Source organism: Bacillus sp. BR3(2024) (assembly GCF_039134555.1).
GTDB lineage: Bacteria > Bacillota > Bacilli > Bacillales > Bacillaceae_G > Bacillus_A > Bacillus_A cereus.
On record NZ_CP152433.1, the window covers coordinates 3,849,622 to 3,863,962 of the forward strand.

Below are 14,341 nucleotides of genomic sequence, written 5' to 3' on the forward strand. Positions count from 1 at the left end.
ATAAAAATACTTTTTTAGACGGACAACTATAGCAAAATACAGCATATAATCCATACTATCTATGTTTACAAATAAGTGATCATTACTTTAGTAGGAGGAAGATAAATATGGCGGGTACTACGCTTGTTTTAAAAGAAGAAAATTTGGTTGTTCTAGAAAATGTTGAAAAATCAGTATATGAAGAGTTACAGCATAAAGCGGGAGATGAAAACTGCACATGTGCTGTGAACCAATCAGTCGTTCACCTTGGCAAGGTATCCTCTGTACTCTGGAATGAAGATGAAATAGATTGGGAATACGGATATTAAAAAGTCGCTTATAGCGGCTTTTTTTTCTCTTTTCTCTCTCTTTCTAAATAACATATACAAAGCGTAATCATAGAAAATATGATAAAATGAACTTAATTTTCAAACGGAAGAAAGGGAGATACAATGGAACAATTCATTAACCCTAGAGTGAAGGACATCCAAATTTCTGGAATCCGTCAATTCTCTAACATGATTCAAAACTATGATAATTTGATTTCTTTAACAATTGGACAACCCGATTTCCCTACACCTTCTCTCGTAAAAGAAGCGGCAAAACGGGCGATTACAGAAAACTATACAAGCTATACACATAACGCTGGTTTACTAGAATTACGTAAGGCAGCTTGTAACTTTGTAAAAGATAACTACGATTTACATTACTCACCTGAAAACGAAACCATCGTTACAATCGGTGCTAGCGAAGCAATTGATGTTGCATTCCGAACGATTTTAGAGCCAGGAACAGAAGTAATTTTACCTGCTCCTATTTATCCAGGTTACGAACCCATTATTCGATTATGCGGTGCAACGCCTGTTTTTGTAGATGTTCGTGAAACTGGATTTCGTTTAACAGCTGAAGCGCTTAAAAATGCTATTACAGAAAAAACAAGATGTATCGTACTACCGTATCCTTCTAATCCAACTGGTGTAACTTTATCAACAGAAGAGCTAAAAGATATTGTAGATGTTTTAAAAGATAAAAATATTTTCGTCCTTTCAGATGAAATTTATAGCGAGCTTGTATATGAACAAAAGCATACATCTATCGCTCATTTCCCAGAAATGCGTGAAAAGACAATTGTCATTAACGGTTTATCTAAATCACATTCTATGACTGGCTGGCGTGTTGGACTTTTATTTGCACCAAGCTATTTAGCAGGACACATATTAAAAGTTCATCAATACAATGTAACGTGTGCTACTTCAATCGCTCAATACGCTGCAATTGAAGCATTAACAGCAGCTAAAGACGCACCAAAAATGATGCGCCACCAATATAAAAAACGCCGTGATTACGTATATAATAGACTCACTCAAATGGGATTAACAGTTGAAAAGCCAACAGGTGCATTTTACTTATTCCCATATGTTGGTCATTTGACATCTTCATCATTTGATTTTGCACTTGATCTTGTCAAAGAAGCGGGACTAGCTGTAGTTCCTGGAACAGCATTCTCTGAATACGGTGAAGGCTACCTTCGCTTGTCCTATGCGTATAGTATCGAAACTTTAAAAGAAGGCTGCGACCGATTAGAAGCCTTTCTAATGAAAAAAGCTAAGAGTTAAACTCTTAGCTTTTTTATGCATAATGATCACAAGTTTGACGTTTTAGTAATTTATGAGGAATAATGATACACTTTGCAGTGGATTCTGCATTCTCTACTTTATCAACTAAAGCTTTTGCCGCCTCATATCCTAGCTGATAAATATTCACATCAACTGTCGAAAGTGGAGGGCTCGCAATTTCCGATAATAAAGCATTATTAAAGCTTACAATAGAAACATCTTTCGGTACAAAAAATCCTTTTTTAGAAAGAGCACTTAACACACCAAGTCCAATTAAGTCATCCGTTGCCATAATTGCCGTTGGCGGTTGCTGCAGTCCCATTAATTCCTCAACAGCTTGTTGACCACTTTCCCTCGAAAAATCAAAATGTAAAATATATTCTTTTGGTAATACAATGTCTGCTAATTTCAAGGCATCACTCATACCAGCTAAACGATCTCTCGTTACAAGTAAATCTGATCCACCACCAATGAACGCGATTTGTTTATGCCCTAATGAAATTAAATATTCTGCCACTTCTCTTGCAGCTGTATAATTGTCATTATCTACATATGTAATTTCATCTTTTCGATCATATGGTTTTCCTATTAAAACAAACGGGAAATTTTGTTCATGTAAATATTGAATAATCCGATCATTCTCCCTTGAATATAAAAGAATAATGCCACCAATTTGGCGTCCTTGTACCATCTTTACGACACCATTAAAAATTTCTTCTTCCGTTTCACCTGTCGACATGTAAAGCGCATAACCTTCTACGTGTGCAAATGAACTAATCCCTCTTATAACTTCTGGGAAAAATGGATTTTGAAAAGCTTTACTTGCAGAACTTGGCATAACAAGACCAAGTGTTTTCGTCGTTTGGTTCGCAAGATTTCTCGCATTTAAATTGGGATGATACCCTAATTCACTCATCACTTTCCTAACACGGCGCTTTGTCTTTTCACTTATACTTGGATTATCAGCAATTACACGAGAAACTGTTGATGGTGCAACATTCGCTTGCTTCGCCACATCTTTAATTGTAACTGTCATAAAAATCCCCCTCCTCTCATTTCTCTGCCATTTTTCATATATTTTATCTCGCACTCATTGCAAGTCATAAACTTTCATTTCTTATATCTTGCAAAACTAATCCTATTCTCCCTCTTCATGTATTGTAAGGGATATAGCTATTTTTTCCTATACTATAATATACTATTTATTTCACTTCTTTTCACATGTGATGTCAAATCTCTTTTCATCTCCCTATAAACTTATTTATAGGGAGATGAAAAGAAAAATGGGACGTAATGTCCCATTTTTCATCCTTTTGTACCTCCAGCTGTTAAACCAGAAATAAAGTATTTTTGTAGTGATAGGAATAAAATTGAAATTGGGATCGCAATTAACACAGAACCCGCTGCAAACGTTGTAAATTCATTACCGAATTTCTTCGCAACCATTTCATATAATCCAACTGCTAAAGTATAATTTTCTGGTGTTCGCAAAATAATACTCGCTAAAATGAAATCTGTAAATGGACCAATGAAAGTAAATAACGCTACAACCGCTACGATTGGCTTTGCAAGTGGCATAATGATTTGCCAAAAAATACGAAAATGCCCTGCTCCATCCATTCGAGCTGATTCATCTAGTTCTTTCGGAATCGTATCAAAATACCCTTTCATAAGCCATGTATTCATCGGAATAGCTCCGCCTACATAAATTAAAATTAATGCAAGGTGTGTATCAATTAATCCTGTTAATTGAGCTAATACGTATAAAGCAATTAACGCTGCAAAGTTTGGAATCATTTGCAGAATTAAAAATGTTAATAAACCATTTTTTCTTCCAACAAAACGATATCTCGAAAATGCATAAGCAGTAAAGCTAATTGCTAACACTGAGAAAATCATCGTTAAAACACTTACTTTTAATGTGTTTTTATACCATAGTAAGTAATTACTATTCTCTAGATCTAATAACTTACGATAATGATCTAACGTTGCATTTTGTGGAATAATACTTGATCCAGATAAACTATCACCCGGATTAAACGATGAGCCAATAATCCATAATAACGGATAGAAAATGATGGCACACATTACGAAAATAACTAAATAACTTAATGAGAGACGTAACATCTTCTGTCTTTTAATATTCATTTACATCATATCCTCTTCTTGGAATGATTTTGTTCTCTTAAATTGCCATAACGCAACTGTAATAACGATTAACGATAATATCATTGTAAGAGCTGCTGCTTTTCCGTACTGCGCTGAAGTCATCGTTAACTTATAAATCCATGAAATTAAAATATCCGTTCCACCTGCGTCTTGTCCAGCTACAGCAGGACCTCCACCGTTAAATAGATAGATGATACTAAAGTTATTAAAGTTAAACGTATATTGCGTAATTAATATTGGTGCTGTTGCATATAACACAAGTGGCAATGTAATTTTACGAAACTGCTGCCAAGCTGTCGCTCCATCTACTGTAGCCGCTTCATATAATTCTCCCGGAATCGATTGCAGTATACCCGTTGTCATCGCAAAGATAAACGGGAACCCAAGCCACGTTTGAATCATAATTAAAGCAATCTTCGCCCAAAATGGATCTGTCATCCAAGCAATTTTTTCAATTCCGAATAAAGCTAATACTTGATTGTTAATCGCTCCGAATGTTTCATTAAACATACCAGAGAAAACAAGAATAGATACGAATGCTGGAACCGCCCACGGTAAAATGAAGATTGTTCGAATAATTGCCTTTCCTTTAATACCGGGCTGATTTACGATAATCGCTAAGAAAATACCAAGCGCAACTTGTAATGTTGTTGCAACGAATGTCCAAATGACAGTCCAAGAGAATACACTTACAAATGTCTCTCTCCACATCGGTAAAGTGAAAATATCAATAAAGTTTTTAAAGCCCACCCAATCTACTAATTTTGCTGGAGGAGAATGATATAAATCATAGTTTGTAAATCCAATTAAAATTACGAAGATGATTGGAAATACGACAACAAAGATAAGTAGTAGAAAACCTGGTGAAACCATTAAATAAGGAAAACCTTGATCTAACAAATTACGGTATTGCTCTTTTACAGAATTTAACGGTGTTCCGATATCACGTTTCTTTCCATTTTGGTATGCATCGTATAAGTTAAATGCATATATGCCGAGCCCAAAAGCGATAACGATAAGGGCCAAGATTCCTTCTACTAATAGAAAGACAGAATGGTCACGTGGAACTTCTGTACCAAGCGTTACAATACCCCATAATCCCATATTTAATAAATCAGCAAAGGCTACAATAAATGAACCTGTTAATACTAGAAAAATAAGACCTTTTACAAATTGTTTATTATACATTTGGCCCACGCCTGGAATGATCGATAACATGGTTGCCATTTTTCTATGCTTTGAATGGTTTAACCCATTTGCTGGTTCCATAGATGTTTGCATGTTCCTTCCCCCTTTTTTCTTCCTACATGGAAGGGAGAGAATTCGTGCCTCTCATATTCGAGGCACGAATTTCACCTTATTTTTTCTTGTTATGATTTGCCTCAATATTACCTTTAATTTGTTTCACTGCACTATCAAGCGCCGCTTTTGGTGCCTCTTTATCTGTAACAACTAATTGAAGCGCATCTCCAGCTGGTTTCCAAACTTCTTGCATTTCTGGAATGTTTGGCATTGGAATTCCATTTTCAGATTGCGTTGCAACTGCTTTTGCAGCTTCGTTATCTTTAATAATTGGATCTTCCATTACTGATTTTACTGGAGGAATTTCTTTTGTTTTCTCAAATCGAATTTTTGCGTTTTCTTCATTTGTTACCCACTCAGTGAATTTTGTAGCTAAATCATTTTGTTTAGAGAAACTTGTTACATGCCATCCTTTAACCCCAACAAACGTTTTCATTGGTTGACCATTTGGTAATTTCGGCATTGGAGCAACGCCATAATCAATCCCGTTCTTTTCCATTGCTTGGAACGCCCATGGGCCATTCATGATAGAAGCTGCTTTTCCTTCATTGAATAGTCCATCAGCAGCAGGCCCACCTGATTCACCGATAATACCTTTTGGGAATAATTTTTCCTTGTACCATTTTTGAAGATATTCAGCACCTTGTACTGCTCCGCTATTATTTAATCCAACATCACTTGCATTTGGCTTTCCATCTTTTTCACCAAATACATAACCGCCCATACCTGCCATGAATGCATTAGCAAAGTAGAAGTTATCTCCTAATGCTAAAAATCCGTACTTGCCATCTTTCGTAAATTCTTTTGAGAAGTTAAACAGCTCGTCCATCGTTTCTGGCGCTTTTGGCATTAGTTTTTTATTGTAAATAAAGACTGGTGTCTCAATTGCTTTTGGTAAACCATATAATTTTCCATTATATGTCTGTGCTTCTATTGATGAATTAGTAAATTTACTCTTTACAGCATCATCTGCTTTCACTTCAGAAAGTAAACCTTCTGTTACTGCATTTCCGATTTGATCGTGTGGCAATGTTACAACATCTGGTCCAGTCCCCGCTGGTCCATCAAGGCGTAACTTCTTCACTTGATCTGTCATTTGCATTTCAACAACTTTTACTTTTACTTTATATTTTTCCTCAAAGCTTTTCACTGCTGGTTCTAAACCAACACCTTTTTTATCATCTTCCCAAACAAGAAGATCATAGTCTTTTTTCGCTTTACTTTCCTCTTTTTTCCCTGAATCTTTCGGTCCACATGCAGATAACATACCAATAGATAATGCTGAAACCGTTAATAATGATAATGCTTTCTTCATCCCAAAAACCTCCCTAAATTGTCTATGTACCTCAGTAACTGAAAACGTTTGCATTTAATAGTTTAATTGAAGCGCAAACAATATCTCAATCTATGAAAACGTTTGCGCTATTTGTCTATCATTATACATTCTTTTATTCATTTTGCAAATATTAATTTAAAAATTATGTCATTATACTCTTTATACATTGACTTTATATGAAATGAATACTACTCTTATAAGCAATATTAAAGCTACGAGAAAGGCAATCGTTTGCAATATAGGCTTTATTATTACACTTAAGGGAATACTATGTATAGAGATATTGAAGGGGGATTTTCTATATGTTTAAAGAAGCTATTTATCATAGGCCGAAAGATAATTATGCATACGCTTATGATGAACAAACAATTCACATCCGAGTACGTACTAAGAGAGATGATATTCAAAGCGCCGATCTTATTTACGGTGATCCTTACGAATGGAAAGACGGGAAATGGATATCAGCAAGTACACCCATGAAAAAAACGGGTTCTACTGCATTATTTGATTATTGGTCCATTTCAATCGAACCAAAATTTAAGCGCTTACGTTATGGGTTTGAATTAAAATCTGAAACAGACACTCTTATTTATGCAGAGCGAGGATTCTTTTCTAGCATTCCAAATGATGATGTTGGTAACTTTTTCTGTTTTCCATTTATTCATGCAGATGATGTATTCAAAGCACCATCTTGGATTAAAGACACCATTTGGTATCAGATTTTCCCTGAGCGATTCGCTAATGGCGATAGTACGCTGAATCCAGAAAACACCCTTCCTTGGGGAAGTGCGAATCCAACTCCAACTAATTTTTTCGGCGGAGATTTTTCTGGTGTTATTCAAAACCTTGATTACCTTGTTAAGCTTGGCATTTCCGGAATATATTTCACACCTATTTTCAAAGCTCATTCAAACCATAAATATGACACAATTGACTATATGGAAATTGACCCACAATTTGGGACGAAAGAAACTTTTAAAGAGCTCGTTGAAGAATGTCATAAGCACGGTATAAAAGTAATGCTCGATGCTGTGTTTAATCATAGTGGATACTTTTTCGAGAAATTTCAAGACGTACTAGAGAATGGTGAGAAGTCCGCATATAAAGAGTGGTTCCACATTCATGAATTTCCGATTATAACCGAACCACTTCCAAATTATGATACTTTCGCCTTTACACCGTATATGCCTAAATTAAATACAGCTCATCCAGATGTAAAAGAATACTTACTTGAAGTAGGACGTTATTGGGTACGAGAATTCAATATAGATGGCTGGCGCCTTGATGTCGCCAATGAAGTCGATCACAACTTTTGGAGAGAATTCCGAACTGAAATAAAGACACTAAATCCTGAAGTATATATTTTGGGAGAAATTTGGCACGATGCCCTTCCGTGGCTACAAGGCGATCAATTTGATGCTGTCATGAGCTATCCTGTTACAAACGCTCTACTTTCTTACTTTGCTAACGATTCCATTAAAGCAAGTGAATTCATGAAGCAAATTACAGAATCTCTACATTCCTACTCTATGAATGTAAATGAAGCAGCATTTCATTTATTAGATAGCCATGATACTCCAAGAATTTTAACAACATGCAACGGAGATAAAAATAAGTTGAAATTGCTCTATGTATTCCATCTTTCTTTCATCGGCTCTCCTTGTATTTATTACGGAGATGAAATTGGTATGGATGGCGGCATGGACCCTGATTGCCGTAAATGTATGATTTGGGATACTAAAGAACAAGATCATGCATTATTTACCCATATACAAACATTGATTTTATTACGGAAACAACATAAAGCATTTGGAGGACATGGTACTTTTCAATTCATCGAAGCAAATGATGAACATAATTATATTTCTTATACGAAAACATATGAGGATGAAACTATCTTTTTCGTTTTAAACCCTACTAATAGTGAAGTTACAGTTTCACTCCCTCTTCATGTTACTGGTAAGAAAATAATTAACATTTATACAAACGAAGAATTTTCAGCAGAAGCAAGTGTATTACAAGTTACACTTCCTCCATATGGATTCTCCATATTAAAATGGTAATCCAAAAAAGCCTTATGCCAATTTTGAAGTGGCATAAGGCTTTTTCTTATTTCAATTTGAACACTATCGCTTCATACGGACGTAATGGAATGTTATCTATTGATCCGATTTCTACATCGTAATTGTGTATAAATAACTCTGATTCACTATAACTAATATCCTTAGGCATTTCAAATACACTTTCATCCGCAGTAAAGTTTGCAATAACAAGTAGTTTTTCATCTCCATATGTTCTTACATAAGCAAAAATAGAAGGGTCATTATTTAATATTAAATCATATGATCCATACACAACTATTTCATTATTTTTGCGTAGTTCAATTAATTTCTTATAGTAATAAAAAATTGAACCTTCATCTTGGATTGCTTGTTTCACATTAATCTCTTTATAGTTAGGATTTACAGTAATCCAAGGTTCACCTTTTGTAAATCCAGCGTGATTCTGATCATTCCACTGCATCGGAGTTCTAGCATTATCACGACCCTTTATATAAATAGATTCCATTACTTTTTCTATATCTTCACCATGGTCTATCACTTTTTCTTTATACATATTTAACGTTTCAATATCTCGATATTCATCAATTGACTCAAATCGGACGTTCGTCATTCCGATTTCCTCTCCTTGATAAATATATGGCGTTCCTTTCATCATATGAAGAACTGTCGCTAACATTTTTGCTGATTCAATGCGATACATTCCATCATTACCAAAACGAGATACAACGCGAGGCTGATCATGATTATTCCAATAAAGGCTATTCCATCCGGTATGCTCTAATGCTTTTTGCCACTTTGTTAAATTCTCTTTTAAAGTAAGAAGTGAGCATGGTTTTACATCCCACTTTCCACCTTCTCCTGAATCTAAATCCATATGTTCAAATTGGAATACCATTTGCAATTCTTTTCGTTCTTCTCCAGTATACAATTTCGCTTCTTCTGTCGTTACACCAGGCATTTCACCAACCGTCATAATATCATAATGCGATAATACTTCCTCATTCATTTCATGTAAATATTTATGAATGTTTGGACCGTTCATAAAATGCTTATGACCTGAAACATACCCCTCTTCTTCTGTTTCAACAGCTGGTAATCCCTCTTCTTTAGAAATAAAATTAATAACATCCATACGGAAACCATCAATTCCTTTTTCTAACCAAAACTTCATCATTTCATAAACATCTTGTCTTACCTTTTCATTATCCCAATTTAAATCTGGCTGTTTTTTAGAAAACAGATGTAAATAATATTCATCTGTCATTTCATCATACTGCCATGCTGATCCACTAAACGCTGCTCCCCAGTTGTTCGGTTCTTTTCCTTCTTTTCCAGGGCGCCATATATAGTAATCTCTATATTTATTATCTTTTGATTTACGTGATTCAATAAACCAATTATGTTCATCAGATGTATGATTAACAACTAAATCCATCATCAATTTCATATTACGTTCATGCATTTCATGTAATAGCTCATCCCAATCTTCCATTGTTCCGAACTCGTTCATAATTTTACAATAATCGCTTATATCATAACCATTATCATCATTTGGAGATTCATAGACTGGTGATAACCAAATCACATCAATCCCTAACTCTTTTAAGTAATCTAGCTTTGAAATAATCCCTTGAAGATCTCCTATACCATCACCATTACTATCCATAAAGCTACGAGGATAAATTTGATATACTACACTTTCTTTCCACCATTGTTTTTCCATTATGCTACCCCATTTCATTCATCATTCATTTTTCTCTTTTTTAAGGCGCAAACGTTTTCATTAATGAATGATAACAGATTCTATCTCAATTTAAAATAGCGCTTACAATTTTTATTGTCTTTTTCTAAGAAAACATATGAAAACCACTAATAAATCTCCAATAAATGAAAACGTTTTATTTTTTTATTTATTTTTTGAATCTATTCGTTTATAATGAACTCAAAGAAAACGTTTGCATAATTATTTCTAGGGGGAAATACCATGGCAGAACTTAAATTAGAAAACATTTATAAAATATATGATAATAACGTAACAGCTGTAACTGATTTTAATTTACACATTCAAGATAAAGAATTTATTGTATTTGTCGGTCCTTCTGGATGCGGAAAATCTACAACATTACGAATGGTAGCTGGACTTGAAGATATTTCAAAAGGCGAGTTTTCAATTGATGGTAAACTAATGAATGATGTTCCTCCAAAAGATCGAGATATCGCTATGGTATTCCAAAACTACGCTCTTTATCCACATATGAGTGTATATGATAATATGGCATTTGGATTAAAACTTCGAAAAATACCAAAAGATGAAATCGATCGTCGTGTGAAAGATGCAGCAAAAATTTTAGGACTTGAACAATATTTAGATAGAAAACCGAAAGCATTATCAGGTGGACAGCGCCAACGTGTTGCGTTAGGTAGAGCAATCGTTCGAGATGCAAAAGTTTTCTTAATGGATGAACCATTATCAAACTTAGATGCTAAACTCCGTGTTGCAATGCGCTCAGAAATTTCTAAGCTACATCATCGTCTTGGAACAACAACAATTTATGTAACACATGATCAAACAGAAGCAATGACTATGGCTTCGCGTCTTGTCGTTATGAAGGATGGAAAAATCCAACAAATTGGAACTCCAAAAGAAGTATATGAAACACCAGAAAACATCTTCGTGGGTGGATTTATCGGCTCACCAGCTATGAACTTCTTCCGTGGTAAATTGACTGAAACCGATTTCGTTATAGACAATACTATAAAAATTAAAGTATCTGAAGGAAAAATGAAGATGCTACGTGAACAAGGCTATGTAAATAAGGAAATTGTTTTAGGTATTCGTCCAGAGGACATTCATGATGAACTACTATTTTTAGAAGCTTCACAATCTACTGCCTTCACAACAAAAATTGAAGTCGCTGAGTTATTAGGTGCTGAATCCATTTTATATATGAAACTTGGGAATCAAGATTTTGCGGCACGTGTAGATGCAAGACATACGTTTTCACCTGGTGACCAAATTAAATTAGCATTTGATATGAATAAAGCGCATTTCTTTGATAACCAAACTGAACAACGTATTCGCTAAAAAATTTATCTTTACTATACACATATAAAAAACCGTCCACATATATTGAGGGCGGTTTTCATTATTATACTAGGGCTTCTACTGTATGAAATGATTGTCCTTTCGTGCCAATAATACCGAAAATCGGTAAATCACTAAGCACCACTTCTTCTTGCTGTTTCATAAAAGATGACGTTAATTGTTTTATCTCTATCCAAACGTCATTAATACAAAGTACATTGGAATCGTTCTCTTGTTGGCGAGAAAAAATAGAATCTATTTTATATAAACCAGCATTTTGAAAAAGCATGTCAATGCGACTGAATGCATTCAAAGTAATGCTAATAACGCGTTGCCAATCTCCTTGCTTTTCCATATCATAGAATACAAAAAGGGCTTCTCCGCCTAGATTCGTAATTTCCTCCACTGTTGCTTGTCCACTCTCTTGATCAATGTCCGTCACAATAACTTTTGCGCCTTGTTTAGCCAACAAAAGAGCTGTATTACGTCCAATACCGATGCCACCGCCAGTTACGATAGCAACTTTTCCTGCAAGCTTCATTTTCATTACCCCTTCTATAAGTCTTACCGTCATTCAGTATACTCCTTTATGAGATTATTCTGCAAGCAAGAAAAATTGCCATTCGATTTGTAAACGTTTACTTTTTATCCTTCTTTTTTCTTACTCTTACGCTGATCAAGAACTAGACCGATAAAAATGAGAATGCCCCAAAAAATTATGCTACCTCCTGTCATCTCAACTTCCCCCTTATTATATAAAGTAAAACTTTAATCAGCCCCAAATGGTGAGATAAAGATATTATTTTTAATCATTATACCATTATCTTAATTTTCAATCTATTATAAATAGAAATGACACATTTTAGTTTTTCCTTACTGTAAATATTCACAATATACTTATAAAATAAAAAAAGACCCTTTTATATATAAAAGGGTCTTTTTTTATTTTATTATACAAGACTTATTATTTTCGTCTTTGTAATTAAGTCCTGAAAACCGCAATTGTCTTTGCGGAACAACATCATATATACGTTACATATTAATGGAATTCCTAATAGCAATACGTTCGGTAATAACACTACAAAAAATCTTATAATTAATGTTTGCAACGTTAGCTTTTCACTCTTCAATGAAATTAATTTTATTCTCGTTACCTTTTTGCCAAGTGTAACACCGTTCCAAATAAAGGGTAATACAATAAAATATATCGCCATTAATATGAAAACTACTGCGAAATCATATCTAAAATCACCTAAGCTTATATTAAAGCGCTTAAACATAGCACTATAGTTTCCGGTCATAATAGCTACTACTGCACCATACATAACCGAGATTAAAAACATGTCAATTAGGGAAGCACCTATGCGATTCATTACAAGCGCTGGACGATGCATCTTTAACTTCATTTTATGTCGACTCCTTCATATCCTTCTTTACCCGTCTCATCGTACCACTTCTAAAAAACATTGTAAACTAGCGTTTCTCTTACTTTTCTTGTACAATTTGTTACAATAGCATTATAAAGGAGGTTCCCATATTGAAAAAATGGATAATCCTATTCGTCGCCTTCCTATTAACTGGTTGTGCAGGAAACACAAGTCACTTAACTTATACGGTTAACGATGAATACGAACTCATACGTACTTCTGGAAATGCATTTGAACTTTTCCCCTCGCAAGATGCTGTATATGCCACACAATACATCCCTGCAAAAATTACAGACATTGCTTGGGATGATAAATACATTATTGCAAAACAAACTGAGGAAAAATCAGATCCAAATAACCCTGACGCAGCAATTGCAAATAAAAAAAGTGAACATTATTGGATTATTGATGTAAAGCACAATAAACGTTTCGGTCCCTACAATGAAAAGCAATTTAATGAACAAAAAGATGCGTTTAAAATTAAGGTGCCTTTTCAAAATGTAGATTCATACATAAAAGAAATAAAAAAACAGTCAGCATAATATTTGTATGCTGACTGTTTTGTCTTACATTATTTTAGTGAGATGTTAAACGTTTGTGGCTCTTTTACAACATCTTGTGTTTCTGAATCTCCTGCAAGTAAATCATCAGTTGTAAACTGAATATCCTTTACCTTGTCTTTTCCATCGTCAAGTATTAAACCAATAATACCATCTCTTATTTCACCAGGCTTATAGTCTTCTCTTGATACATTTTTTGTACCAACTAACGTATCTTCGTCATATAAAAAGTTTTGAGTGGCTACTTTAAAATGTTGCTTACCATTAATCATAACATCATTCATAGAGAAAAATTGCATATTTTTATTTCCGCTATTCTCCACTTTATATGTAATCTCAACGTAACGAATTGTATTACTAATCTCTGTTCCACTTAGCGATGCATATAATTCTGCATCTTCTTGGCTTACTTTATCCCCTAATCTACGTTTTACTTCTTCAGGAGTTAGTGCCGTGTATACTTTCAATGTATTTTTTGCCTTTTCACTCATTTGTGATAAAGAGATTACTTTCACATCTTGTACGTGAATTTTCATTGGCGCTACTTCAAATGTTTGATTCACAGAATGCATCTGCTCTAACTTGAAAGTACCCCATCCTGTTTCTTTCACTTTTTGTCCTACTTTTTTCAGCTCACGCCCACCATATTCTTTCGTTTCAGGAATAGATTCTTTCTTCTTCGGTTCAGCTTTCTTTTCTTCTTGATGGAAGCAACCACTTAACATAAGAAGAAAACTACATAAAACAAAAATACTTTTCCATGCTTTCATCATTTCATTTCTCCTAACGCTATCATTCATGAAT

The 14,341-nt window shown here is 34.4% G+C and carries 14 protein-coding genes; 5 read left to right on the plus strand and 9 right to left on the minus strand.

Annotated elements, in window-relative coordinates; all coding sequences use genetic code 11:
* Positions 1–107 precede the first annotated feature (107 nt).
* Complete coding sequence (locus tag V7S45_RS19630; protein WP_000929278.1) at positions 108–308, plus strand: hypothetical protein; 201 nt, start codon at positions 108–110, stop codon at positions 306–308.
* Between the two features lie 123 nt (positions 309–431).
* On the plus strand, positions 432–1,595 hold the full coding sequence (locus V7S45_RS19635; protein WP_000434582.1) for an aminotransferase A: 1,164 nt from the start codon (positions 432–434) through the stop codon (positions 1,593–1,595).
* Positions 1,596–1,608: 13 nt separating this feature from the next.
* Here V7S45_RS19635 and malR read toward each other — a convergent pair whose 3' ends face one another.
* The 4 genes from malR to V7S45_RS19655 all read right to left on the minus strand — a co-directional run bounded on the left by malR (position 1,609) and on the right by V7S45_RS19655 (position 6,381).
* Entirely contained in the window at positions 1,609–2,631 is a 1,023-nt protein-coding gene (malR, locus tag V7S45_RS19640) for a maltose operon transcriptional repressor MalR (protein WP_089607609.1), read from the minus strand.
* Between the two features lie 269 nt (positions 2,632–2,900).
* Complete coding sequence (gene malD / locus V7S45_RS19645) at positions 2,901–3,743, minus strand: maltosaccharide ABC transporter permease MalD (protein WP_001022608.1); 843 nt, start codon at positions 3,741–3,743, stop codon at positions 2,901–2,903.
* The gene (malC, locus tag V7S45_RS19650) at positions 3,744–5,045 is read right to left on the minus strand and encodes a maltosaccharide ABC transporter permease MalC (protein ID WP_001194993.1); all 1,302 of its coding nucleotides are present in this window, start codon (positions 5,043–5,045) and stop codon (positions 3,744–3,746) included.
* Between the two features lie 76 nt (positions 5,046–5,121).
* Complete coding sequence (locus V7S45_RS19655) at positions 5,122–6,381, minus strand: extracellular solute-binding protein (protein ID WP_000709923.1); 1,260 nt, start codon at positions 6,379–6,381, stop codon at positions 5,122–5,124.
* A gap of 323 nt (positions 6,382–6,704) precedes the next feature.
* Between V7S45_RS19655 and V7S45_RS19660 the strand changes: the two genes are divergently transcribed.
* On the plus strand, positions 6,705–8,465 hold the full coding sequence (locus V7S45_RS19660; RefSeq protein WP_000471782.1) for an alpha-glycosidase: 1,761 nt from the start codon (positions 6,705–6,707) through the stop codon (positions 8,463–8,465).
* 46 nt (positions 8,466–8,511) lie between these two features.
* Here the strand turns inward: V7S45_RS19660 and malL are convergent, their stop codons facing one another.
* Positions 8,512–10,188, minus strand: coding sequence for an oligo-1,6-glucosidase (malL, locus tag V7S45_RS19665; protein ID WP_000415177.1), 1,677 nt, complete (start codon positions 10,186–10,188; stop codon positions 8,512–8,514).
* Positions 10,189–10,449: 261 nt separating this feature from the next.
* On the opposite strand from malL, the gene ugpC reads away from it, so the two are divergent.
* Positions 10,450–11,550: a sn-glycerol-3-phosphate ABC transporter ATP-binding protein UgpC gene (ugpC, locus tag V7S45_RS19670; RefSeq protein WP_000818931.1), complete on the plus strand. Its 1,101-nt coding sequence runs from the start codon at positions 10,450–10,452 to the stop codon at positions 11,548–11,550.
* Positions 11,551–11,614: 64 nt separating this feature from the next.
* Here ugpC and V7S45_RS19675 read toward each other — a convergent pair whose 3' ends face one another.
* From V7S45_RS19675 to V7S45_RS19685, 3 genes are all read right to left on the minus strand, one after another.
* Positions 11,615–12,124 (minus strand): SDR family NAD(P)-dependent oxidoreductase, encoded by a 510-nt coding sequence (locus tag V7S45_RS19675; protein WP_000218413.1) that lies wholly within the window; start codon positions 12,122–12,124, stop codon positions 11,615–11,617.
* A gap of 71 nt (positions 12,125–12,195) precedes the next feature.
* Positions 12,196–12,285, minus strand: coding sequence for a hypothetical protein (locus V7S45_RS19680; protein ID WP_000145638.1), 90 nt, complete (start codon positions 12,283–12,285; stop codon positions 12,196–12,198).
* Between the two features lie 215 nt (positions 12,286–12,500).
* Positions 12,501–12,956, minus strand: coding sequence for an RDD family protein (locus V7S45_RS19685; protein WP_000769080.1), 456 nt, complete (start codon positions 12,954–12,956; stop codon positions 12,501–12,503).
* Between the two features lie 131 nt (positions 12,957–13,087).
* On the opposite strand from V7S45_RS19685, the gene V7S45_RS19690 reads away from it, so the two are divergent.
* Entirely contained in the window at positions 13,088–13,519 is a 432-nt protein-coding gene (locus tag V7S45_RS19690) for a DUF3997 domain-containing protein (protein ID WP_000758789.1), read from the plus strand.
* A gap of 29 nt (positions 13,520–13,548) precedes the next feature.
* Here the strand turns inward: V7S45_RS19690 and V7S45_RS19695 are convergent, their stop codons facing one another.
* The gene (locus V7S45_RS19695; protein WP_000973899.1) at positions 13,549–14,310 is read right to left on the minus strand and encodes a hypothetical protein; all 762 of its coding nucleotides are present in this window, start codon (positions 14,308–14,310) and stop codon (positions 13,549–13,551) included.
* Positions 14,311–14,341: the final 31 nt, after the last annotated feature.

Coding starts and splice junctions, on each gene's coding strand:
- V7S45_RS19630 (WP_000929278.1), top strand. CDS start 108: ATGGCGGGTACTACGCTTGTTTTAAAAGAAGAAAATTTGGTTGTTCTA.
- V7S45_RS19635 (WP_000434582.1), top strand. CDS start 432: ATGGAACAATTCATTAACCCTAGAGTGAAGGACATCCAAATTTCTGGA.
- malR (WP_089607609.1), bottom strand. CDS start 2,631: ATGACAGTTACAATTAAAGATGTGGCGAAGCAAGCGAATGTTGCACCA.
- malD (WP_001022608.1), bottom strand. CDS start 3,743: ATGAATATTAAAAGACAGAAGATGTTACGTCTCTCATTAAGTTATTTA.
- malC (WP_001194993.1), bottom strand. CDS start 5,045: ATGCAAACATCTATGGAACCAGCAAATGGGTTAAACCATTCAAAGCAT.
- V7S45_RS19655 (WP_000709923.1), bottom strand. CDS start 6,381: ATGAAGAAAGCATTATCATTATTAACGGTTTCAGCATTATCTATTGGT.
- V7S45_RS19660 (WP_000471782.1), top strand. CDS start 6,705: ATGTTTAAAGAAGCTATTTATCATAGGCCGAAAGATAATTATGCATAC.
- malL (WP_000415177.1), bottom strand. CDS start 10,188: ATGGAAAAACAATGGTGGAAAGAAAGTGTAGTATATCAAATTTATCCT.
- ugpC (WP_000818931.1), top strand. CDS start 10,450: ATGGCAGAACTTAAATTAGAAAACATTTATAAAATATATGATAATAAC.
- V7S45_RS19675 (WP_000218413.1), bottom strand. CDS start 12,124: ATGACGGTAAGACTTATAGAAGGGGTAATGAAAATGAAGCTTGCAGGA.
- V7S45_RS19680 (WP_000145638.1), bottom strand. CDS start 12,285: ATGACAGGAGGTAGCATAATTTTTTGGGGCATTCTCATTTTTATCGGT.
- V7S45_RS19685 (WP_000769080.1), bottom strand. CDS start 12,956: ATGAAGTTAAAGATGCATCGTCCAGCGCTTGTAATGAATCGCATAGGT.
- V7S45_RS19695 (WP_000973899.1), bottom strand. CDS start 14,310: ATGATGAAAGCATGGAAAAGTATTTTTGTTTTATGTAGTTTTCTTCTT.